18 protein-coding genes and 3 pseudogenes are annotated in these 21163 nt (G+C 58.3%); 9 read left to right on the top strand and 12 right to left on the bottom strand.

Annotated features, from left to right (window positions below; translation table 11 throughout):
* Nucleotides 1-251: 251 nt before the first annotated feature.
* Together P353_RS14720 and P353_RS14715 are read left to right on the top strand one after the other, a co-directional pair.
* Nucleotides 252-1451 carry a M20 aminoacylase family protein gene (locus P353_RS14720; protein ID WP_034370757.1) on the top strand — a complete coding sequence of 400 codons (1200 nt, stop codon included), beginning with the start codon at nucleotides 252-254 and terminating at the stop codon, nucleotides 1449-1451.
* Nucleotides 1452-1514: 63 nt separating this feature from the next.
* Nucleotides 1515-2438 carry a tripartite tricarboxylate transporter substrate-binding protein gene (locus P353_RS14715; protein ID WP_232776530.1) on the top strand — a complete coding sequence of 308 codons (924 nt, stop codon included), beginning with the start codon at nucleotides 1515-1517 and terminating at the stop codon, nucleotides 2436-2438.
* 715 nt (nucleotides 2439-3153) lie between these two features.
* Here the strand turns inward: P353_RS14715 and P353_RS14705 are convergent.
* The 3 genes from P353_RS14705 to P353_RS14695 all read right to left on the bottom strand — a co-directional run bounded on the left by P353_RS14705 (nucleotide 3154) and on the right by P353_RS14695 (nucleotide 7417).
* Nucleotides 3154-5751: an EAL domain-containing protein gene (locus tag P353_RS14705; RefSeq protein ID WP_052084870.1), complete on the bottom strand. Its 2598-nt coding sequence runs from the start codon at nucleotides 5749-5751 to the stop codon at nucleotides 3154-3156.
* A gap of 260 nt (nucleotides 5752-6011) precedes the next feature.
* The gene (locus P353_RS14700) at nucleotides 6012-6158 is read right to left on the bottom strand and encodes a transposase (protein WP_157839599.1); all 147 of its coding nucleotides are present in this window, start codon (nucleotides 6156-6158) and stop codon (nucleotides 6012-6014) included.
* Between the two features lie 434 nt (nucleotides 6159-6592).
* Entirely contained in the window at nucleotides 6593-7417 is an 825-nt protein-coding gene (locus P353_RS14695) for a LysR family transcriptional regulator (protein WP_034370751.1), read from the bottom strand.
* Nucleotides 7418-7541: 124 nt separating this feature from the next.
* Between P353_RS14695 and P353_RS14690 the strand changes: the two genes are divergently transcribed.
* The gene (locus P353_RS14690; RefSeq protein ID WP_198529074.1) at nucleotides 7542-8276 is read left to right on the top strand and encodes an SDR family oxidoreductase; all 735 of its coding nucleotides are present in this window, start codon (nucleotides 7542-7544) and stop codon (nucleotides 8274-8276) included.
* Between the two features lie 20 nt (nucleotides 8277-8296).
* Here P353_RS14690 and P353_RS14685 read toward each other — a convergent pair whose 3' ends face one another.
* Both P353_RS14685 and P353_RS14680 read right to left on the bottom strand, forming a co-directional pair.
* Nucleotides 8297-8797, bottom strand: coding sequence for a hypothetical protein (locus P353_RS14685; protein ID WP_034370748.1), 501 nt, complete (start codon nucleotides 8795-8797; stop codon nucleotides 8297-8299).
* Nucleotides 8798-8877: 80 nt separating this feature from the next.
* Entirely contained in the window at nucleotides 8878-9462 is a 585-nt protein-coding gene (locus tag P353_RS14680) for a TetR/AcrR family transcriptional regulator (RefSeq protein WP_034370745.1), read from the bottom strand.
* Nucleotides 9463-9693: 231 nt separating this feature from the next.
* On the opposite strand from P353_RS14680, the gene P353_RS14675 reads away from it, so the two are divergent.
* Nucleotides 9694-10035 (top strand): hypothetical protein, encoded by a 342-nt coding sequence (locus tag P353_RS14675; RefSeq protein ID WP_157839598.1) that lies wholly within the window; start codon nucleotides 9694-9696, stop codon nucleotides 10033-10035.
* Nucleotides 10036-10360: 325 nt separating this feature from the next.
* Nucleotides 10361-10498: pseudogene (locus tag P353_RS29565) on the top strand (phage capsid protein); the annotation flags it as partial.
* A gap of 295 nt (nucleotides 10499-10793) precedes the next feature.
* Here the strand turns inward: P353_RS29565 and P353_RS14670 are convergent.
* The 5 genes from P353_RS14670 to P353_RS14650 are packed head-to-tail and all read right to left on the bottom strand — an operon-like array spanning nucleotide 10794 to nucleotide 15444.
* Nucleotides 10794-11804, bottom strand: coding sequence for an FAD-binding oxidoreductase (locus P353_RS14670; protein WP_034370740.1), 1011 nt, complete (start codon nucleotides 11802-11804; stop codon nucleotides 10794-10796).
* 9 nt (nucleotides 11805-11813) lie between these two features.
* Nucleotides 11814-12761 carry a PdxA family dehydrogenase gene (locus P353_RS14665; RefSeq protein ID WP_034370737.1) on the bottom strand — a complete coding sequence of 316 codons (948 nt, stop codon included), beginning with the start codon at nucleotides 12759-12761 and terminating at the stop codon, nucleotides 11814-11816.
* On the bottom strand, nucleotides 12758-13222 hold the full coding sequence (locus P353_RS14660) for an aromatic-ring-hydroxylating dioxygenase subunit beta (protein ID WP_034369201.1): 465 nt from the start codon (nucleotides 13220-13222) through the stop codon (nucleotides 12758-12760). Before P353_RS14660 ends, P353_RS14665 begins: the two co-directional genes overlap by 4 nt.
* Nucleotides 13219-14460, bottom strand: a complete 1242-nt coding sequence (locus tag P353_RS14655; protein WP_034370732.1) for an aromatic ring-hydroxylating dioxygenase subunit alpha — start codon at nucleotides 14458-14460, stop codon at nucleotides 13219-13221. The genes P353_RS14660 and P353_RS14655 overlap by 4 nt, the downstream gene beginning before the upstream one ends.
* A 15-nt stretch (nucleotides 14461-14475) precedes the next feature.
* The gene (locus tag P353_RS14650; RefSeq protein WP_034370726.1) at nucleotides 14476-15444 is read right to left on the bottom strand and encodes a Bug family tripartite tricarboxylate transporter substrate binding protein; all 969 of its coding nucleotides are present in this window, start codon (nucleotides 15442-15444) and stop codon (nucleotides 14476-14478) included.
* Between the two features lie 109 nt (nucleotides 15445-15553).
* Here P353_RS14650 and P353_RS14645 point away from each other — a divergent pair, with 109 nt between their 5' ends.
* Nucleotides 15554-16321 carry an IclR family transcriptional regulator domain-containing protein gene (locus tag P353_RS14645; protein WP_034370723.1) on the top strand — a complete coding sequence of 256 codons (768 nt, stop codon included), beginning with the start codon at nucleotides 15554-15556 and terminating at the stop codon, nucleotides 16319-16321.
* 43 nt (nucleotides 16322-16364) lie between these two features.
* On the opposite strand, the pseudogene P353_RS28150 reads toward P353_RS14645, so the two are convergent.
* Nucleotides 16365-16678 (bottom strand): annotated as a pseudogene (locus P353_RS28150) (IS3 family transposase); the annotation flags it as partial.
* On the opposite strand from P353_RS28150, the pseudogene P353_RS14640 reads away from it, so the two are divergent.
* The 3 genes and pseudogenes from P353_RS14640 to P353_RS14630 form a co-directional block, all read left to right on the top strand.
* Nucleotides 16674-17066 (top strand): annotated as a pseudogene (locus P353_RS14640) (IS481 family transposase); the annotation flags it as partial. The pseudogenes P353_RS28150 and P353_RS14640 overlap by 5 nt on opposite strands.
* A gap of 119 nt (nucleotides 17067-17185) precedes the next feature.
* Nucleotides 17186-18883, top strand: a complete 1698-nt coding sequence (locus tag P353_RS14635; protein WP_034370720.1) for a dihydroxy-acid dehydratase — start codon at nucleotides 17186-17188, stop codon at nucleotides 18881-18883.
* A gap of 125 nt (nucleotides 18884-19008) precedes the next feature.
* Entirely contained in the window at nucleotides 19009-20028 is a 1020-nt protein-coding gene (locus P353_RS14630; RefSeq protein WP_080750546.1) for a Bug family tripartite tricarboxylate transporter substrate binding protein, read from the top strand.
* Between the two features lie 59 nt (nucleotides 20029-20087).
* On the opposite strand, the gene P353_RS14625 is transcribed toward P353_RS14630, so the two are convergent.
* Nucleotides 20088-21068: a tripartite tricarboxylate transporter substrate binding protein gene (locus P353_RS14625; protein ID WP_034370717.1), complete on the bottom strand. Its 981-nt coding sequence runs from the start codon at nucleotides 21066-21068 to the stop codon at nucleotides 20088-20090.
* Nucleotides 21069-21163 lie beyond the last annotated feature (95 nt).

Below are 21163 nucleotides of genomic sequence, written 5' to 3'. Positions count from 1 at the left end.
TGCACCTGTGCCCCCCAAGCTAGGAACGGCCGCTTCTACAACGCTGGACGGGTTGCGTTTGAGCTACGACGCAGATGCTAGTTGCGCTACAGCGCGGTACCGTGGCGACATCAGCCAGTGAACCCGAACGCACCGGCCCCTTCTATCTTTATGCTTTTTACATATAGCAAATTAGTTTAATAAAACCATATGAAATATGTACACAATTCCGAGCAACAAGCCTCCTACGCTTGTTGTCACTGAATTGAGATATGTCACCAAGATTGATAGATGGTTTTTCCGATTTTTCGGAGTTTGTGTCATTGCGCCGCGATCTTCACGCGCATCCTGAATTGGGTTTTGAAGAAGTCCGTACGGCTGCGCTCGTCGCTGAGACGCTGCAATCCTGGGGTATCGACGTTCATACGGGAATTGCGGGCACAGGTGTGGTTGGAGTGATCGAAGGCAAGCTTTCAGGAGCGAAAACCATAGGCCTTCGCGCTGATATGGATGCACTTCCTCTAGAGGAGGAAAACGACTTTGAGCACCGATCTCAGCATGCAGGCCGAATGCATGCCTGTGGTCACGATGGGCACACCACCATGCTGCTTGCGGCGGCAAAGCACCTGGCCAGAACTCGCAACTTTGCCGGTACGGTGCACTTGATCTTTCAGCCCGCTGAGGAAATGGGCAAAGCCGGCGCCTTGAAGATGATCGAAGAAGGTCTCTTTGAACGATTTCCATGTGATGCCGTGTTTGCGCTTCACAACTTTGCGTTGGACCAGGTGGGTGCGTTTGCGCTCAACGCATCGGCGCTCATGGCCTCCAGCAACACCTTCCGCATTACGCTTCATGGCAGCGGAACACATGCCTCCCTGCCCCACACTGGCATTGATCCAGTGGCAGCAGTGATCGATTTGGGGCAGCAGCTGCAAACACTGGTGGCCAAAAACATCAATTCCCTGGAGCGTGCGCTATTGGCCGTCACGCAAATTCAGGGCTCCGACGCCCCCAACGTGATCCCCGATAGTGCATGGCTCGGCGGCACTGTACGCACCTTTTCCCTGGAGGCTTTAGACAAGCTGGAAACGGCCCTGAGGAGAACGGCAGAGCATATCGCCTTGGCACATGGTTGCACTGCTGACGTCCAGTTCAGGAGAGCATCCCCTCCCGTCATCAACCATGAGAAAGAGGCAGCCTTTGCTGCTGAGGTCATGAGAGAAATTGTCGGTGATGAGGCCGTAGATACCCAGTACCCCGGCGTGCTTGCAGCCGAAGATTTTGCGCACATGTTGCGTGTACGTCCTGGTTGCTATGCATTTCTAGGCAATGGAGCTGGCGATCACCGATTGCCAGGGCATGGAAATGGCCCCTGCCTGCTTCACAACCGTTCCTACGACTTCAACGACCAAATCATCCCCATTGGCGCCTCCTACTTTGTGCGCCTTGCCGAAACCTGGCTGGCCGCGTGAAAGACCAAACAAATGACAATTTCTAGATTCAAATTCCCTTCACGCCGAAACGTTCTGGTGACGATGCTGGCCATCGCATCGCTGAACCAGGTACATGCAGAAAAGCTGATACGTATCGTCGTTCCCTTCGGCGCAGGCGCAGTTCAGGACACCGTGGCAAGAACCTTCAGCAACGAGCTGGGCAAGGAGCTTGGTGCGTCCGTGATTGTGGAGAACAAGGCCGGAGCCGGAGGAACGGTTGCGACGGCTCAAGTGGCCAAGTCCCCGGCGGATGGCACAACGCTGGTCATGGCGGCCGCCAGTCACCATCTGACAGGCTATCTGTACAACAAGCTCTCCTACGATCCGAACAAGGATTTCGTCGGCGTTTCCTATGTCGGCCGCACCGGATACATTGTTGGCGTGTCCGCTCAATCTGGAATCACGTCGATCAAGGACCTCATTGACCGCGCTCACAAGGAGCCAAATGCGCTGTTCTATGCCTCCGCGGGCAACGGCAGTGCCTCGCATCTCGCCACTGCGGCACTGGGGTCCAAGGCGGGCGTGAAGCTGCAGCACATCCCCACCAAATCGACCGGAGATGCAACCACCGAGCTCCTGGCAGCGCGTGTTCAAGTAGTCACAGGCGCGAGTATCGGCATGCTCAGCTTCAAAGCTGATCCACGTATCAAGCTGCTGGCCTACACGGGCAAAAATCGCTCGCGCTTTTTGCCGGAGCTGCCCACGGTCGCAGAAAGTGGCGTACAGGGCTACGCCTTTGATTCCTGGTTGGGTCTGCTAGCACCTGCGGCCACGCCACGCGCAGAGATTGAACGCATCAACAAGGCCATGGCCAAAGTGCTGGCAGACCCCCAGGTGCAAGAGCGCCTAGCTCGAGTCGGCGTGGAAGCGGGATCCCTGCCAACTCAGGATTTTCAAAAGCTCCTGAACGCCGATTGGATTGCATCGGAGCAAGTCGTCAAGGCTGCAGATATTCGTATTGAATAAGCCTGATTGCTGGAGCTGTCCGTGGCCGTCCAATTTATCTTTCAGCGCACATGTCACCCACTCTAGGTCCGGCAAGCGCCGAGCCACCAGGGCCGAGTCTGGCAGGCCTCCTCCACGTATAACGCAGTCCACGCCATCGCTGATCAGATCGGCCGAACAGTCCAAGCCTCAGGTACGAATGGCGCTACCGTAACTGCGGCAGCTCAACAAAGCACAGGCCAGCCGTGCACATGTCGTGAAAACGGCGTCAGCGCTGTTTCGCGAGCGTGGATACGATGGCGTAGGCGTGGTCGACTTGATGGCGGCAAGGGGATCACGCAAGGCGGCTTCTACAAGCAATTCCGCTCCGAGACGGACTTGATGGCGGAATCTTCCGCTTGCGGGATAGAGCAGACCGTAGAGTTAACGAAAGGTATTGACCTGCCTACTTTTGTGCGCAGCTATCTGTCTCGCGAGCATCGTGACAATCGGGCGGCAGGCTGCACTATGGCCGCCCTCGGCTCGGATGCAGCGCATCAGACGCAAGAGGTAAAGAGGAGCATCGAAAGCTTGCTGCAGGCCTTTGAGCAGGGGTGTTCAGCCTCGGAGCGAGAAGGAAATGATGAGGTACGGGCCAAGTCCATCGACACCTGCGCATATCGTCGGGGCCCTGAGCGAGCAAACTTCGACTCACCTGAGCGACTAGCGATGCTCAGTTCCCACAGCCTTATGACTGTCAGCTTCCTGGCGTAGCCGTGAATTCATCATTTCGGCCATTAGCGGACAGCCATTGCCCGAAGTCTTCAGGGGCCAACGGCTTTGAAATCAGATAGCCCTGAGCCACGTGGTAACCCTGCTCCTTAAGCAAGCGGTATTGAAATTCGGTCTCCACGCCTTCTGCCACCACCGTGAGTTGCAGACTTTCGCCCATGCGCAAGATGGCGTGGCTCAGTGCCCGAGCCGCTGCATCGCCCTCGAGGTCCGCCACGAAGCTCTTGTCCAGCTTCAACTCGCTCACCGGCAGGCGGCGCAGATAGCTGAGACAGGAGTAACCGGTCCCGAAGTCATCCATCGAAATTTTGATGCCAAGGCAGTGCACTTCGGCGAGAGTCTTCAGTGTTGACGGATTGCTGTCCAGCAGCATGCTCTCCGTAATCTCCAGGGTCAGGTCTTTCGGTTCGAGATGGTGCTCATCCAATGTCCTGGCGATCAGGTCGGGCAACGCGAGGTTGTGGAAACTCGACGGTGAGAGATTGACCGAGACTGAAGGAATCCGCAGACCCTCCTCTCTCCAGCGTCCCAGCCAACGGCAGGCTTCCTGCAATGCCCAGGCTCCCAGTTCCCCGATCAGCCCGCATTCCTCCGCCAAGGGAATGAAGCGGGCTGGTGAGACTTCACCGAGGACAGGGTCGCTCCAGCGCGCCAGGGCCTCCACTCCCGACAGATGGCCGGTGGTGATGTCGACCTGAGGCTGGAAGGCCAAGCGCAGGCGCTTGTGCTTCAACGCGTCGTGCAGCAGGCTTTCCATGAGCAGGCGCTGCTGCACCAACTCATTCATCTCCAGGCTGAAGAACCGGAAACGTCCACGACCACTGGCCTTGGCCTGCTCCATGGCCATGTCGGCACGCTGGATCAGCGTCTCCATGTCACGCCCGTCGCTCGGGAACATGGCAATGCCAATGCTGGCCGAAGGCGACACGGTCACGCCGTCCAGGGTCTTGGACGAAGACAGCAGCACTTGCAACTTCTCCACCCGGTCGGTGATTTGAGGCACGTCCACCTGGGGAACGACGACGACAAACTCGTCCCCGGAAAGGCGACCGAGGATGTCCATCCCCCGGAGCCCCTGTCGAATGCTCAGGGCAACGTCGCGCAACAATGTGTCGCCAGCGGGATGGCCCAGTGAGTCGTTCACCTGCTTGAACCGGTCCAGGTCGATGAACAGTACCGCGAAGGATGTCGCCTCCCGAGAGGCATCTGTAAGCACATGGTCGGCTTTTGCGAGCAGCAGGCTGCGATTGGGCAGGCCGGTCAGTCCATCGTAGAACGCCAATTGGCGGATCATTGAGCGGGACTGCTCGCGCTCCATGGCCATTACGCACAGATGGATGCACACATTCACCAACTTCTGATGGAAGGCCGTAGCAACTACCCTCCTCCGGAAATAGAAGGCGAACGTCCCGATGACCTTGCCATCGGTCGCGTGGATGGGCGCGGACCAGCAGGCTTTGAGCCCCAGCGACAGCGCCATCGATTTAAAGGGTTCGGTCCACAGCGGATCGGTTTCGATGTCGTCGACGAACACGGCTTCGTTTCGAAAGGCCGCAGTACCGCAAGACCCCGCCATAGGCCCAATCGGCGAACCATTGAGGGCATCGGAAAAACTCTTGGGCAGGTGCGGAGCAGCGAGGGGCCTCAGAGTTCTGTCCTCGTCCACGGCCAGAATGGAACTGCAGACATCCGGTGCGATGCGCTCCACCTCGCGGCAGACCATGTCCAGCACGTCGCACAGCGGTTGCTCCCGCACCATGGCCTCCAGCACCTTGCGCTGGAACTCCGCGTAAAGCTTTTTACCAGTGATGTCGCCGAGAACGGTCACCACCTGTTCGATCACCCCCTCGGCATTCATGACCGGGTGAGAGGCGACACGTACCCAATAGCGCTGGCCATCACGGCCATGGACGAGTTCCTCTCGCCGCACGACTTGTCCGGTCATCAACTGCTGGCTGTACAGTGCCTTGAGGTCCGTCTCCATGGAAATACACAGCAGGTCGATGGAGTTGCGGCCCAGAACTTCCTCCCGGGACCATCCAAGCATACGGGTGAAGCCCGTATTCACGTTGCTGATCTTCCAGGCATCGTCCAGCAGGAGAACCGCGTTGTCTGTGGCGTCAGCCACCAGGGCTAGGCGCTCGTTGCGTGCCTGCAGGAGGTGTTCACGTCGGACCCGTTCGGTCACATCGATTGCCACCTTGACCACGCCAACGACATGTTTGGCATCGTCCAGCACGGGCGAATAGTTGGCTTCGAGCCAGCGGACGCTGCCATCCTGATGCCGCCGGGCACACTGCTTCGACAGCGGCTCTCCATTCTGCAAGCTTTGCCAGAACAACTCATAGTCGGCGCTTGCAACCTCCTGAGCCAGGCAGAAATCCTGGTGAAGCTGGCCTTGCGCGGCATGCTCCGAATAGCCGAGAAGATCCAGGAAGTTTCGGTTCGCATGCTGCAGGCGCCGGTCGATGCTGAACTCCGCGACCACCATTGAACGATCCATCGCATTCCAAGTGGCACGGAAGGCAGCCGTGTTTTCAATGTCTGCTGGATGATTCCTCATGACTTGGCCTTATGAGTACATATTCAGTGTCATTTGTAGCACGCGTGTAGCACGCGCGCATGGCATTGCTCAATCGCTTCACGCAGGTCGGCCGTCCGACAACTATGGCCGTTCACGCCATGGCGCAACTGGGTCTGGGGTTAGGGTCATGCCGCCTTTGTGCAACAGAGCACCTGTGCGGCAAAACCAGCCATATCCTGTTCAGGTCACGCATCCCCAGCGCCAATAGCCTTTAGAAAGATACTAGGGTCTGTTGAGATTTAGCGTGAATTGATCACGGCGGACGCCAGCGTGGTGACAGCAGCGAAGTTACTGACTGTCTTGTCGCTGCGCATTGCAATGCGCTGGAACTCCTTGAGCTTGCAAAAGAAGTTCTCGATCAAGTGCCTCCACTTATAGATCTCCATATCGATCGCCATGGGAGCCTGTCAATTGGACTTCTGCGCGATCACGACTTGGCCACGCCCTATGCCAGCAAACGTTGCTTCCGCCAGTCTGCGTCAAACGCTTTGTCGGCCAGAAGCGCCTGCAAATCAACGCCCTCAAACCGTTCATCCACGTCCTGGAGGATTCGAGCCCATTGTTCATCTGCCAAAACATACCGAATCACGGCGCGATTGTGGTGCCTTCTGAGGCCTGTCAATCAAATCTCATCAGGCCTTAGCATATGCCTTGACGTCTCTTTTTATGGCTTAAGTGAAGACTGGGGGGTCCTGTGGACCGCTTTGCACGGAAAAATTTCGGGCAAACAAAGGCTTTTGAGCCATGAATTTGATGATGGTTTCTTTGGCCCGCACTTCACGATTTTTAGGTGAATTTCGTATCGCGTGAGAGTTCTTGTTTAGTCAGAGTCCAGCGCGTTGCGAAGCAATGTCAAAGAGCCAATGTCCAGTGACTGTGCGGGGTAGCACAGACCAATTCGGCGCCTCAGATCCACTCCCTGCAGTTGACGGGCATGGACTCCAAGAGTCTCTTGAGCCAAAGACTCCGGCACGATGGCCGCCCCGATACCTGCAGCAACAAGGTCAAGAGCTAGCAAAAAATTGCTTGCATGGGCTGCCGGAGAGTTTGCTGCGGGGCCATAGATGGACATAAGCCGTTGATGGCTGGAGTGGGTTGGACAAATCACCCACGACATTTTTCCGTCAGGTTCGGAGGCAGGCGTCCAAGCGGTTTCTGGCGCAGGCTGCCCTGCAGCCAACGCGACCACAAAGCGCTCGCTCAAGACAGGGAGAAACAACTCGTCTTCGCAACGCAGATCTTCACTGGCCAGTCGAGCATCTCCCTCGCATCCTGTCAACATATGCAACTGCAGGTCTGGCACGCAGGCATTGGCAGTTGCGACGAGGCTCTGCACCGTCTTTCGGGCGACATCCTGCTCGATACCGATCGTCAGGCGCTCGCGCTCACCGCGCTTGCGAAAGCGCAGCGCCAAATTGTCCGCCTCAGCGATCATTCGACGAGCCTGTGGATACAAGGACCGTGCATCGTCGGTGACGTCCACGCCGCGGGCTCTGCGGATGAACAAGGTCGTACCCAAAGACTCTTCTAGTAGCTTGATGCTGCCAGACAGAGCTGGTTGGGTTAGGTGGATCTGCTGTGCAGCGGCTGTGATGTTGCGCTTCTCGAAGACGGCAACAAAGGCACGAAGTTGGCGATAGTCCATGCTGAAGTCATAAGTAAATCGTATGGATGAGAGAAGAATAAACCATTATTCAGATGAACCGTCCATGAAATAGACTTCCAGGAAAACAACCCATCTGTAAAACCTATTCCTTGAAGGAGTTGCCATGAGCGATATCCCTAAACCACTGATCGTCATCACGGGCGCGAGCTCTGGGATTGGCCTGGCCACAGCCCGCCTGTTTTCCTCGCTAGGCTATCCCCTGCTACTGCTGGCTCGCCGGCTCGACAAGATGCAGGCCTTGAACCTGCCTAAAGCGTTGGCGCTGTCCGTGGATGTGACCGATCGCGCCGCGCTGGGCGCTGCCGTGCAGGAGGGTGAAAAGCGCTTTGGCCCGGTCGATGCAATCATCAACAATGCCGGTGTCATGCTGCTGGGCGAGATCACGCGCCAGGATCCGGACCAGTGGGAACGCATGCTGGACGTGAATGTCAAGGGTGTGCTGAACGGCGTGCATGCCGTCGCAGCGGGCATGGTCGAGCGCAAGCGCGGCAACATCATCAACATCAGCTCGGTGGCGGGCCGCAAGACTTTCCCCAACCACGTTGCCTATGTGGGCACGAAGTTCGCCGTCCATGGGCTGTCGGAGAACCTTCGCGAGGAACTCTCGGCACACAACGTACGCGTGACCACGATCGCGCCGGGCGCCGTGGAAACCGAGCTGCTGGGCCACACCACCGACGAAGACATCAAGACGGGTTATGAGGCCTGGAAAGCCGATATGGGCGGCAAGGTGCTCTCCGCGCAAGACGTGGCTAATGCGATTTACTACGCCTATTCGCAGCCGGAGGGCGTTTGCGTGCGTGAAATTGTCCTCGCTGCCACGCGTCAGCAAGCCTAGTCTGCATGTGGCCGCCGCTGCTACCGGGCAGCGCTGGTACGACCTGAGCGGATGGCCCAGGCCTGCAAGGCAAACCCAACGATGAAGATGACAAACCACGCGAGCAGCGTGGCACGCACCAATGCCGACTGTGGCCCTTCGGCCAAAGGATGTGCAACTGGCAGGCGTGTCAGGGTTTCGGCAATCCCTGGAACCAGTAGCAGGAAGAAGCTGAAGCTTTGACCGAATGTCGCCAGGTACGGCCGCAGCCTTCCCAGTATGGACAGGCGTCGTATAAGTAGGCTCCCGAAAGCGGCAAGAAGGGCCAAGATGCCCACGGCGTGGCCCGGATTGAAGCCCCCCGTGCTCGACAGGCCGAAAGCTGTGAGCACCGAGACCATCAGCCCTGCGAGGTAGATCCTGCCGGAGCGGCTTGCTGGCTCAATGGACTGGTGACGGACGAAGCTGTATAGGCCAGCAACGACTGGGATCAAGCTGACGCAGGTGTGGATCAAGCCTAGGAGTGATAGCGGAGATGTCATGGAAATTATCTATCTATTAGTTGGTAGGTAATCTGAATAAATGAAAGCTTCAAATCTCTGCACAAGGAGTTGTAAGCCGGCTACTGGGATGTCAGCCGTCGTATAAGCGGCTGAACGATTGCTGCAAAAGCATCCGGGTCGCCATAGGCACGCGCTGACAGCATGGCACCATGCACCGTCGCCACGACTGTCATTGCCTCGCCTTCTGGGCTCGTGCTAAGAAAAAACACTCCCTCTGCAGCCCCTTTAGCCAATAGAGAGGAGAGCCATACAGTCAGATCCAAGAAGTGCCCACTGACTTCGGCAGCGACTTCGGGTGGTATGGTAGGTAGTTCAGCTGCCAGCATGGCGCAGATGCAAAAGGCCGAAGTGACATCACGCATGCATGTCGCCCAGTACCCTATGTAGGCCTCAAGCTGGGCGACTGGGTCAGGAATCCGTTGCGCCAGGGCCGTCAGTCCAGCACGCGCTTCTTCGCGATACAGTACCAGAACCGTGCGTACCAATTCGGCCTTGTTCGGAAAGTGATGGTGGATGCTGGCCTTGCTGATATGCACGGCCTCCGAGATGTCGGCATAGCTGAAGCTGTTGTATCCACCACTGACCAGCAGCGCGCGCGCGCAGGCCGCGATCTCGGTGGCTCTAGGGGAGAGATCAATATCCATGCACGCAGTCTACCAACTAGTAGATTGAAGTCAAGAGCGTGCTCTGTGTACCGGCCAGGAATGAAATGTTAGTGTGGACTCCATCGCGTGTGTGTCCAAGCAGCCTTGCCCGATCAAAGACTCTTACCTTGTGGAAGACTGATCCAGAAAATGCGCGGTCACCCACTGCTCGCTCAGCTCCCACAGCAGCGGAGCACCTTTGCTGATGGCGGGGCCGTATCGGGAAAGAACTTGCTCCAGGGACAAGGACAGCGCGCCGCCAATGTGGTGGTGCTGGTGGGCGAGCAGGAGTTGCGCATCTTTCGCATCGAGCGGGACGAAGCGCTGATTGCGCGGCTGATTACCCTGGAGAAGGTGTTCTGGGAGTTGGTCCAAAGCGGTATCGCTCCAGCCGGCGACGGCTCGGACAGTGCCGAGCAAGCCTTGCGCTGTCTGTATCCCATCGATGTCGGCGATCAGGTGTTCAACAACTGCCAGTTCGTGCAGGAGTATCCGACGCTGGCGCAACACTATCTGAGTTCGCGGGCAGGATCTCGGCGGATTTGCGCCTATGAGCCGGAAGCCGAGGCTTGAGCCGGGAAAGGCTCTCGCTCAGCGTGGAGGGTTTAGACGCCAGCTTTTTCAAATATCCGGCGCAAGACCTGCATCGGCAGGAACCTGACTCGGCGTCGCTTGAGTTCGCGCCTGAAAAGGCGCCCTCTCTCAATGAAGTTGATCCTGGGTTGCATCTCGATTGGGGGAGTTTCCGGCGTACCCAATCTAGCAGCAAAGACCAGGGAGTTTGTGACATCGCGGTCCGCCCTCGGATATCCCTCCCCTCCTCCCTTTCCCCCTTTTCTTTTACCTCTCCCTGTCCTCCTTGGCCTGGCCCTGGAGGACTTTTTTATTGGAGCATTCCATGATCAAAGGTTTGATGATCACGCCCCCGGTGATCGGCAGCATTGCTATCGGCAAGGTGGTGGAGCGCAACGGCAAGCGCCTGCCCGAGAAAGACAACAAATTCACCATCACCACTCAGGTACAGGCCCGCAGGCAGTAGATCTCGTATCCTCTCGATGAAGCACTGCGCCAGGCAGCGAGCCAACAACACGGCGGCATAAAGGAAGGCGCGAAGCCTTCCTTGGGCGTCTTGTACTGGCTGCAAGAGCAGCAGCTTCAGATGAAAGGCAAGATCACCATGCGCAAGACCGAGAATAACTGGCGAGCACTGCGTGAAGGATGATTGAAGCAAACAATGACCAATATCGGTACCAGCGTCAACACAGGCATTGGCACGAATGCTTTATGCCCGTCTCAAGCCCGCCGTGTTGATATCGCATGGATAGCTACTTCTAGTGGTGACCAGTCGGGCCTGTCGCAAAAACATCCGCGTGGAAGTCCTGTGCAAGCAGGCCCATACCGGAAGCAGCTGTGCGTACTGATTGAACCAGAGCTGGTGAGCCACAGCAGTGCACCACATAATCGTGCAGGTTGCCAAAGTGTGTGCGTAGCGCGTCATCCACCCGACCTGCGTGAGCATCCGCAGGCATATCGCCTAGGTCGGTGATGGCTGCAATGTAGCGAAACTGTGGCCAGATTTTGCGCCACTTGTCGATGGCGCTAGGAAGATACAGGCCCGAGGGGTTGCGAGCCCCCCAGATCAGCGTTATGTCGCGCTGAACCTTGCGTTTGGCTAAGTCATCAAGAACGGATTTAATGGGCGCAAATCCCGTGCCACCTGCAACGCAAATCAGGGGCCTTGTGTCGTCAGGCTTCAGCGCGATGCTACCGAATGGCAGTTCGATCTCCAATGTGTCACCAGACTTCAACTGCTGAACGATAGTGCTGAAGCGACCACCCGGTACATGCCTCACATGCAATGTGATGCCATCGCTCTCATGGGGTGGATTGGCCATAGAGTAGCTGCGGCTTTCCCCGTCGTCGAGGTGAATCAGCAGGTATTGGCCGGCTTCAAATTTGGCGCGCTTGCCCACAGGCAGGCGCAGGCGCAGCAGCGAGACATCGGGTGCCGCCAGTGTATTGCTGTACACCTTGGCCGTAAAACGTTTTCGGGCTTCCGGGTCAAGGCGGCGAAAGGAGCTCGGCTGGATACGTATATCGCTGGCGGCGGTGCAGCCGCACAGCAATACCTGCTCCGAGGTGCAGAGTTCGCTGCGCACGGCCATGCCATTGAAGGAAGTAATATTTCCGTCGAGCAAGGCGCTCGCACAGTTACCACAGCTACCTTTGCGACAGGAATAAGGCAGCTCGATGCCTGCCTGCAGGGCTGCATCCAGTACGGATTGCCCGGGCGCGCAGGTGAACGCGATGTCAGAGTCGTGGATATGGATCTGGTGGTTCATGGAGGGTCCTCAGCCCGGTTGGGCTCCGAGCAGGGCGATCGTGCGTAGGAGGGCCGTGGAGTCGGCCACGCCACGGCCGGCAATGTCCATGGCGCTGCCATGCCCCACGCTGGAAAGCACCACCCTGCCGCCGATGGAGAGCGCGCTGGCTCCGTTAGGAGCCAGCAGCTTGATGGGGATGTGCCCTTGGTCATGCAGAATGGCCACATACAGGTCGTGCTTGCGCTGTGCCAGAACCATGTCGGCTCCCATGGGACCATCTACCGCCAGGCCGCACTTGCGCAGTGTCTCGACGGCAGGAGCGGTGATCTGGGAGTCCTCCAGGCCGAACAACTGTCCTTCAGATGCATGAGGGTTGATCCCGAATACAGCGACTTGTGGTTTAGGCACTCCGAGTAAGGTGCATGTCTGCACGGCAGCCTGCACCGCGTTGACCACCAACTGAGGAGAGAGCCGCTCCAATGCGCTGCGCACGCTTTCATGCAAAGTGACATGCACTATGCGCAGGCCTGCACCCACCAGCATCAGGAATACCTGGTCTTCGTTCATGCCAAGAACATTGGCGAGCAAAGATGGGTAGCCGCTGAACGCTATGCCTGCGCGGTGAATGGCCGTTTCATGGTGGGGGCAGGCGATTACGGCGTCGACCTCGCCGTTTTCGCACGCCCGGATGGCTGCTGTTGCAGATTGCACCGTGGATAGGCCTGCCTGCGGGGTGATCTCCCCCCATTGCACTGGTTGTGCAAGCGAGCCGGCTTCCTCATGAATGAGGTCTTGAAGAAGGGACTCCATTTGGCAGATCTGCGCTGCTTGTTCAAGAGCGCTCCACGGTCCATAGACCTTGATCAGGGATCTTTCGATGGCAGACAACTGCTGAAGAGCTTTCAGTGCGATTTCAGGGCCAATACCGTGGGGATCGCCGATGGCCAAAGCCAATCTACGGTGCACTATTGTCATAGCGGCAATGCCATCAGTGTGTCCGTCACCGTGCTGTCGCAAACCGCGATGCGTTCTTGCAGACGTAACTTGCCATCAATCGTGGTGAATTTGTCGAGGTACTCACCGCTGGCAAAGACCTCTGTTTCCCCTGTATGCATGATGCGCAGCACCATGAACGGCGTGGAAGCACTGGCCTGTGTTGCATCGCCTGACTGGATCGAAGGCAGACCCAGAATATGGCGATAGCGATGGCGCTCGTAGATATTGGCTTCGCGCAGCGCGGAAATTCGGTCGGTGAGCATGTCCTGTGAATCCGCCCAGACAATGCCGGCAGCAAGCCCTTCAGCATGATTGTCGACATTGGTGACGCGATAGTGGCAATCCTTCGTGAAGAAGGTTGGCCATTGCTCCATGGCGTCACTGTCTATGGTCTTCGCGTAAGCGGCATTGAAGGCCGCGATTTGAATTTCATTGATCATGCTTGCATCTCCTGTCCCATATGCTTGCGGTAGGCCTTCCAAAAGCCGCGTACCGAGGTTTCTGTGGCGCGGCCCTCGCTAGAGCCTTCGTGGTCTCCGCCCATCTCGATGACCGCATCAAGGTTGGCAGCGCCTGCGATGCCACGCTGCACGAATCCACCGACAGCTCCGTCTTCCATGGAAATAAATCCTGCAGGGCCGATGAGGTTGGCCTGTTTGAGTCTGACCTTGCGCTGCTCTGTACTGTCATCTGCATAGCCAAGATAGGTCCAGTTGAGTTCCGAGCTGGAGATGCTCTTGGGCAACAACTGACGCACGGCGATGCTGTTCTGAATCTGCTGCAGCACAAAGCCAGGGAACACAGAAAGGATCTGCAGGGTCACGCCGTCCTCGAACTCCTCGAAGCCCTCTAGAAGGCTGGGATCTTTGAGCCGGTAACGCTCGTTGTCGGAGCGGATGGCCTGGTCCTTGTACGAGTCGTCTTTGGCGCTACGATCGATCATGGAATAGCTCACATGGTGGCCACCCGACTCGTCGACGATGACACCGCCTTTTTGTGAGAGGCGATTCAGCTCGAAGGTGGTGAAGAACATATGCAGGAGGCTGGCGTGATAGCTGTCCTTCACGTTCTCGAAGTAGAGCTTCCAGTTGTTAGGCAGCTTTTGCGTGAAGCGACCGATGACTTCTACGGGCTTGTGCAGCACGCGCTCTATGCGCTCGCAAATCTCAGGGCCAAGGTAATCCTCAATGCTGGGTACGTCCTCGGAAAAACTGCCAAAGACCAAACCGCAAAAGACAGCCACGCGGAGCTTGCGCGGGCCATGCTCTTCTTTGCAGAACGAGGCCGGCATGCCACCCTGGCCCTTGACACCTTTCTCGAAGGCAACGCCGGTCAGATCTCCCTGTCGGTTGTAGCTCCAGGCGTGATAGACGCACTGGAAACTATCCGTACGGCCCGATTTCTCCAGAGCGATGAGAGCGCCGCGATGCGCGCAGCGGTTCTCGAAGGCGTAGATTTCCTGGTCGGCATCCCGTACGACAACTATCGGTGTTTCACCGGCAAAAGTAGTGCGGAAATCACCAGCCCCGGGAATTTCAGATTCCAGGCACAAGTAGTTCCAGACCTCGCCGCGATAGATGCGCTGCTGTTCCTGATCAGCATTGGCTGTGTCGGTATAGATACCAAAAGGCACGCGCGTATTAGTGGCCCCATGCCACTGGATGATGGATTCTTGCATGTTGGTTCCTAAGAGTTAGAGCTTGACGTTGGCGGCCTTCAGCACCTTCTTCCACTTCTCGGTTTCCTGGCGGATGAACTGAGCAGTCTTGGATGGGTCCCAACCACAAGGCACGGCACCTTGTTCCTGAAAGTGCTTGCGGATGTCGTTCGATGACAGAGCCAGGGCCATCTGCTTCTGAAGCTTCTGAGCGATTTCTGCACTCGTGCCTGGGGGAGCCACAACAGAAAAGAAAGTCACGGCTTGCATGGCGGGCCATTGCTGCTCGGCGAAGGTGGGGACCTGGGGCAATATTTGAGAGCGCTGCTCGTCGGCAACGGCCAGAATGCGCACCTTGCCGGCCTGGTGGTAGGTGGCCGACGAGCTGATGTTGTCGAAAAACACATCCACATTGCCGCCGATCAGGTCAATCAGTGCCGGGGCTGTTCCCTTGTAAGGGATGACAGTCAGTTCAGTGCCAGTCAGCTGCATAAACATGGCAGCAGTCAGGTGGGATGTGGAGCCGTCGCCTTGCGTCGCCACAGTCACTTTTTTGGGATTGGCTTTGGCGTATGCGATGAACTCGCCAAGTGACTTAACAGGCAGCTTCGGGTTGATGACCAGGACGTTGGGCACTGTGGCCAAAATCGTCACCGGTACCCAGCGAGTCGGGTCGAAGCTGAGCTTTTGATAGAGGTTGTGGTTGATGGCGATGGGCCCCGGAGGGGAGGCCAGCACAGTCATTCCGTCCGGCGGTGCCCGGAACACTAGATCGGCACCGATGTTTCCACCAGCCCCGGGCTTATTTTCAATGATCACGCCACCTGCGTAGTCCGCGCGGATTTTTTCGGCTACTAGGCGCGGCAGTACATCGGCGGTACCTCCCGCTGAGAAAGGCACGACGATCTTGAGAGGTTGATTTGACTGAGCCAGGCTACCTGTTGCAGCGACCGCAGCGGCAATGCCGATCAATGCTTCGCGTCTGCGAATGGATGCGTTGCGCATCTTGTCTCCTTCTTGTGTGGGGAACTGCAGTATGGGGATGTCGTACTTTGTGTTAAACCTGTTTTTGCGCTATGCGCAAAAATGTTGAAAACACCTTGATTTGGTCGCTATGCAGGACAAGAACTTTGTGGAATCGCTGCGCAAGGGATTGGGCGTACTGACTTGCTTTGACCGTCGGCATACCCGGCTCACGCTGTCGGAAGTGGCCAGGCTCACTCAGTCCACGCCAGCATCAGCCAGACGTTCGCTCAGCACACTGGTTCAGCTCGGTTATTTAGAGAGTGACGGAAAGCTGTTTTGGATGCAGCCCAAGTCACTGCTGATCGCCTATTCATTTCTGTCATCGCGCCCCATGCCTGCGTTGGCCCAGCCGCTACTGGATGCACTGTCGGAGCGCACCAGAGAGTCCGCTTCGCTTGGCACTTTGCTGGAGGACGATGCCATCATCATTGGCCGCTCGACCGCTCGGCGCAGCTTGAGCACGGGTCTAGGCATAGGATCCAGGTTGCCGGTGTACTGTTCTGCGATTGGTCGGATGCTGTTGTCAGGACTGCCTCAACATGAGGCGCGTGCAAGGCTGGCGATGATCGAGCGGGTGGCTCTGACCCCTCAGACGGTGACTGACTTGGAGGAGCTGCTAGGTCTGCTTGAAACTTGCCGACAATCCGGATGGTCATGCAGCGATGGAGAGTTGGAGCTGGGGGTGCGCTCCATGGCGGCGCCAGTGCGCGACCCTCAAGGCAACACAATTGCTGCTATGAGCATTGCAGTTAGGGCAGAGAGACTCAGCATGAGTGAGTTCAAAGAGACTTTTTTGATGCCGCTGAAGCGCGCTCGCAATGAGTTGGAAAAGAAGCTATATCCGCAGGGGTTGTAGTGCTCCACGATGTCCTTGCTGCTACCGCAGCGCGAGCTCAACGGTAGAAGTAGGAACTACGCGCAAGAGCCAACTGAGCAAGGAGTTCTGGCAGTACCATAGTGCGCCTTGATGGCGTCACTCAGCAGTGACTTCTCCCGGTTAAACAGGAGTTGCATATTGACGCACAGGCCTTTTTTAGCAGCTCAATGGCCTTGCTCAAGAGATCCTGCTCAAACCGCAGTTGCCGAACTTCGCGGCGCAGTATGTCAACCGGGAGTTCAAGCTCTTTGAGCTCTCGCCCCTGCAGGATCGATGGGTGTGTTTCATGGAAGCGGCTGCCTCACGTCCCAGAAGCTGGCTCTTCCAGTTGTACACCGCCATGTATCGCGATGAGAAGATGCACGAAGCCGTCACGTTTGTGCAAAGCGCGGTGGCGTACTGCGCGGGGCTTGGCGTTCGCATCAAACGCCTGCTGACTAACAACGGTGCAGCCTTCCGTTCCAAGGAATTTGCTGCTGCCTGCAAAGCCTTGGGCGTGCAGCACAAGTTCACCAGACCAACGGCAAGGGCCGAGCGGTTCATCCAGTCAGTGCTCCGCGAGTGGGCCTATGGCTGGACATACCAGAACTCAGCTGAGCGACCCCATGCCCTGGTGAGCTGGCAGCACTACTACAACTGGCTCAGGCCGCGCAGCAGTATCAGTCACATCGCTCCGATGTCCGGGCTCAAATTTGCACATAACGTATTGACGGTTCACATCTAGGTGCTACTACCGTGAGTTTTTTTGAAATTTAATTTCATAATTTTGATTGGCAGCTCAAATGCAACTGTGTCTAGCCTTGCTGCAGCTCACAGCGCCGACTCCCATTTCAGAAAGACTCCATGAATCGTCCCAAAGTCACCCAGCTACGTAGCAACTTCCCTCGCGGCTCCTATCTTTGGTCGGTGCGCAACGCGCACTGGCGTGCTCTAGGGATACCCGAGGAGGATTGCGAGAAGCCGAAAATCGCCATAGTCAACAGCAGCTCGGAGCTCGCTGCCTGCTTCAGCCATCTGGACCAAGTCGCTGCGGTCATCAAGCAGGCCATACGCGACGCGGGCGCAGTGCCCTTCGAGATACGCACGGCAGCACCCAGCGACTTCATCACCGGCGCGGGCGCTCGGGGCGCCTACATGCTGGCCGCACGAGACCTGGTTACCAATGACATTGAGGTGGCCATTGAAGGTGCACAACTCGACGGTATGGTGTGCCTGACCTCCTGTGACAAGACGGTGCCTGGCCAGCTCATGGCGGCCGCGCGGCTCAATATTCCGACGCTTATGGTTCCCTGCGGCTACCAGGCCAGCGGCGAGTACCAAGGCAGGCATACCGACATTGAGGATGTATTCATCGGCGCGATGCATGCAGTCACAGGAAACATGCCAGTACAGGAGTTGGTATGCATGAGTCGCGAGGCCATACGCTCGCCGGGCGTCTGCTCCGGCCTGGGTACCGCCAACTCCATGCACATCGTCTGCGAGGCGCTAGGCATGGCCCTGCCCGGCAGCGCTCCAGTGGCAGCGCTGAGCGCCAAGATGATGGACGATGTCCGCGCCGCAGGTACGCGCATCGTGCAAATGGTCTGGGATGATCTGCGCCCGCGGGAGATCCTCACCGAGCAGGCTTTCGAGAATGCCGCCAAGGCCGTGCTGGCCGTGGGGGGCTCGGTCAATTGCATCAAGCATCTGCAGGCAGTGGCTCGCGAAGCGCAGAGCCATGTCGACATCTATGCCATGTTCGAGCGTTTCCAGCATCAGGTGCCAGTGCTGGCAGCTCTTCGTCCCGTGGGCGAGCGCCTGATTGAGGAATTCGAGGCCGCGGGTGCGGCACGTGGCCTGTTGGCGCAGTTGCGGCCTCTGCTGCGACTCGATGCTCTGACCGTAACCGGCCACACGCTTGAGCACAATTTGCAAGAGGTTGTAGTCGCCGATGAGGAAGTCATACGCCCTCTGGCCCGCCCTGTCGCCACCCTACCCGCCATCACCATGCTGCGCGGCAACCTCTGCCCGGACACAGGCATTGTCAAAACCGGAATTCACGAACGCAAGTCGCGTCGCTTCACCGGCCCGGCCATCTGCTTCGAAACTTCGGACGCCGCTGTGGCGGCCCTGAAGAACGGCAGCATACGTGCCGGCCATGTGGTGGTGATGCGTGGCGCAGGCGTCAAGGGCGGGCCGGGCATGGGCGGCGGTGCTTCGCGCGTGGTCTTCGGCATCGATGGAGCGGGACTGGGAGAGCATGTCGCGCTGCTGACCGACGGCCATCTGTCCGGCCTGGTGTGCAAGGGTCTGGTAGTGGCCGAGGTTTCCCCCGAAGCTGCAACCGGAGGTCCCCTCGCTCTAGTGGAGGACGGCGACACCATCACCGTGGACCTGGACAGCCTGCGCTGCGACCTGCATGTGGACGACGCCGAGATGGCCGCCCGCCGTGCACGCTGGCAGCCGGCTGCGCCCTTGTTCGACAGCGGCTGGCTCAGACTCTACCGCAGCAATGTGGCGCCGGTCACTCAGGGCGCAGTGCTCGCCGCCCAGGACAAATAGTTAGTCAGTGCCGGGGCCGCGAACTCCGACTCCGACCCGGCCTCACAGGGTCGCAGGCGCGACCTTGGAAAGCACCGCCTGCCACCTGTCGCTCTCTCGAATCCGCTCACAAAAAAAGGAAGGCCATGGAGACAAGATCAGAACTGAATCCCGTCCGCGAATCGGGCGCATATCTGCCGCGCCGAACACTGCTGCAATGGCTAGGCGGCGCGACAGTCGCTGCCTGCGGTTCGGCCTGGGGCCAACCCTCCGCAGCGTTTCCATCACGGCCGCTGCGCATGATCGTTGGCTTTGCGCCCGGTGGCGCAGCAGACGCCTTGGCGCGCATCATCGCCCAGGGACTGTCCTCCGAGTTACGCCAGCAGGTTATCGTAGACAACAAGCCTGGCGCCGAAGGCATACTCGCTGCGCAGACATTGCTGGCCGCGCCAGCCGATGGGCACACACTGATGCTGGGCACCAATACCGCCATGGTGTCCGTACCCTTGCTCAGACCTTCTGCGCCATATGATCCATTCAAGCAATTCACGCCGATCAGCACGGCCGGGCAGTTCTCCATGTTCCTGCTGGTATCGTCCAGCTTTGCGGCCCGCAATATCAAGGAATTCCTCGCCGAGATAAGCCGCAAGCCGGGTCAATACAACTCGGCCTCAAGCAACAGTGCATCGGAGTTGGCCATGCTCCAGTTGCTGGGCAAAGAGCGCCAAGTGACCAATGTGCGCTACAAGGGCGATGTTCCCGCCATGACCGATCTGGTGGGGGGACAGATACAAATGCTGTTCACCACCGGCACCACGGCCCCAGGCTTTGTCAAGGATGGACGCGCCCGCGCGCTGCTGACCCTGCAGAACGAGCGCAGCGTGCTGCTGCCGGAGGTTCCCACTGCGCGCGAGGCCGGGCTCGGAGCGCTGACCATTCTTCCCTGGGCGGGCTTCTTCGGCCCGGCCCGCATGCCGACTGCCGTCACCGACAGTCTGTCACAGGCTTTGCAGAAAGTGCTGCAGCAGCCCGCTATCAAGCAACAGCTTGCCCAGCAAGGCTTTGACGGTTACGGCATGGCGCCAGAACGCTTCATGGCCTTTTTCCGCAGCCAGTACGACACCTTCGACAAAATGGTGCGCGAATTCAATGTGAAGTTCGAGTGAGGTACTGGGCAGGCCCGCGGACGGCCAGATTGCCGTCTCGCGGACCGCCCTTCACGCGCTCAGTCCAGCTTGACACCGGCCTGCTTGATCACCTGTGACCAGCGGAGCATTTCCTTTCGGATCAGGTCATTGAACTCCCTGGACGTTGAGCCCACCGGAGTCAGACCGGCCTCAGCCATGCGCCGCTTCATCTCGGGTGTGGCAAGAATGCGGGCAATCTCGGAACTGACCCTGTCCACCACGGGTGCCGGCGTGGCGGCAGGAGCAACCAGGCCAAACAGGCTTTCCACCGAAAAGCCGGCCAGGGTTTCGTTGGCGGCAGCCAGGTCGGGGGCAATCGGTGAGCGCCCAGGACCGATGACTGCGATGGCCTTCATGCGTCCCGACCGGATGTGGGGCAGTGACGAGAACAAGGGGTCGAATATCAGGTCCACACGCCCGCCAAACACGTCCTGATAGGCCCCTCCATTTCCCTTGTAGGGCGTGTGCAGCATGTCGATCCCTGCCGTGAGCTTGAGCAGCTCGGCCGCCAGGTGCATGGAACTGCCGGCGCCCGGCGAAGCGTAGCTGAGTTTGCCCGGCTGCTGGCGCGCATAGTCGATCAGCTGCTTGAGATTTGCGACCGGCAGGTCAGCCCTGGCCGAAATCGCAATTGGAGACGTCGCCAGCAGGCTCACACCAGTGAGGTCCCGCGTGGTATCGAACGGCATCTGTGGACGTAGTCCGGGATTGATGACATGCGAAGTGACCACCATTCCCAGCGTATGTCCATCGGGCGCCGACTTGGCGACGAAGTCCGTGCCCATCACCGTTCCGGCTCCGGGCTTGTAAACCACCAGAATGGGCTGCCCCAACGCTTGTTGCAGAGGCTTCTCCAGCAAGCGCGCCAGCAGATCCACGGCACCACCCGGTGCATTCGGTACGATGAGTGTGATAGGTTTGCTGGGAAACGCGGTAGCGGCTTGTACTGCGGAAGGCGCGGCAAACGCAGCAAGCGCGCTGCCCATGGCCGCTAGCAAGTGACGACGTGGCATTGTCATGATGTTGACCCTGTATGAATCCATTAGCGGAAGCCGGCACCGCCGCCTCCGCTTGGGCGTCGCATTCATGCGACGCCCTTACGGATGGAGTTTGT

This window comes from Comamonas testosteroni, assembly GCF_000761245.1.
GTDB classification, from domain to species: domain Bacteria; phylum Pseudomonadota; class Gammaproteobacteria; order Burkholderiales; family Burkholderiaceae_C; genus Comamonas; species Comamonas testosteroni_C.
Note: the sequence above shows the minus strand (reverse complement) of the source record. Positions and strands in the feature narration are given on the sequence as shown.

Coding starts and splice junctions, on each gene's coding strand:
- P353_RS14690 (WP_198529074.1), top strand. CDS start 7,542: ATGAGCGATATCCCTAAACCACTGATCGTCATCACGGGCGCGAGCTCT.
- P353_RS14625 (WP_034370717.1), bottom strand. CDS start 21,068: ATGACAATGCCACGTCGTCACTTGCTAGCGGCCATGGGCAGCGCGCTT.
- P353_RS14705 (WP_052084870.1), bottom strand. CDS start 5,751: ATGAGGAATCATCCAGCAGACATTGAAAACACGGCTGCCTTCCGTGCC.
- P353_RS14645 (WP_034370723.1), top strand. CDS start 15,554: ATGCAGGACAAGAACTTTGTGGAATCGCTGCGCAAGGGATTGGGCGTA.
- P353_RS14630 (WP_080750546.1), top strand. CDS start 19,009: ATGGAGACAAGATCAGAACTGAATCCCGTCCGCGAATCGGGCGCATAT.
- P353_RS14650 (WP_034370726.1), bottom strand. CDS start 15,444: ATGCGCAACGCATCCATTCGCAGACGCGAAGCATTGATCGGCATTGCC.
- P353_RS14685 (WP_034370748.1), bottom strand. CDS start 8,797: ATGACATCTCCGCTATCACTCCTAGGCTTGATCCACACCTGCGTCAGC.
- P353_RS14665 (WP_034370737.1), bottom strand. CDS start 12,761: ATGACAATAGTGCACCGTAGATTGGCTTTGGCCATCGGCGATCCCCAC.
- P353_RS14635 (WP_034370720.1), top strand. CDS start 17,186: ATGAATCGTCCCAAAGTCACCCAGCTACGTAGCAACTTCCCTCGCGGC.
- P353_RS14660 (WP_034369201.1), bottom strand. CDS start 13,222: ATGATCAATGAAATTCAAATCGCGGCCTTCAATGCCGCTTACGCGAAG.
- P353_RS14720 (WP_034370757.1), top strand. CDS start 252: ATGTCACCAAGATTGATAGATGGTTTTTCCGATTTTTCGGAGTTTGTG.
- P353_RS14700 (WP_157839599.1), bottom strand. CDS start 6,158: ATGGAGATCTATAAGTGGAGGCACTTGATCGAGAACTTCTTTTGCAAG.
- P353_RS14715 (WP_232776530.1), top strand. CDS start 1,515: ATGCTGGCCATCGCATCGCTGAACCAGGTACATGCAGAAAAGCTGATA.
- P353_RS14670 (WP_034370740.1), bottom strand. CDS start 11,804: ATGAACCACCAGATCCATATCCACGACTCTGACATCGCGTTCACCTGC.
- P353_RS14680 (WP_034370745.1), bottom strand. CDS start 9,462: ATGGATATTGATCTCTCCCCTAGAGCCACCGAGATCGCGGCCTGCGCG.
- P353_RS14695 (WP_034370751.1), bottom strand. CDS start 7,417: ATGGACTATCGCCAACTTCGTGCCTTTGTTGCCGTCTTCGAGAAGCGC.
- P353_RS14655 (WP_034370732.1), bottom strand. CDS start 14,460: ATGCAAGAATCCATCATCCAGTGGCATGGGGCCACTAATACGCGCGTG.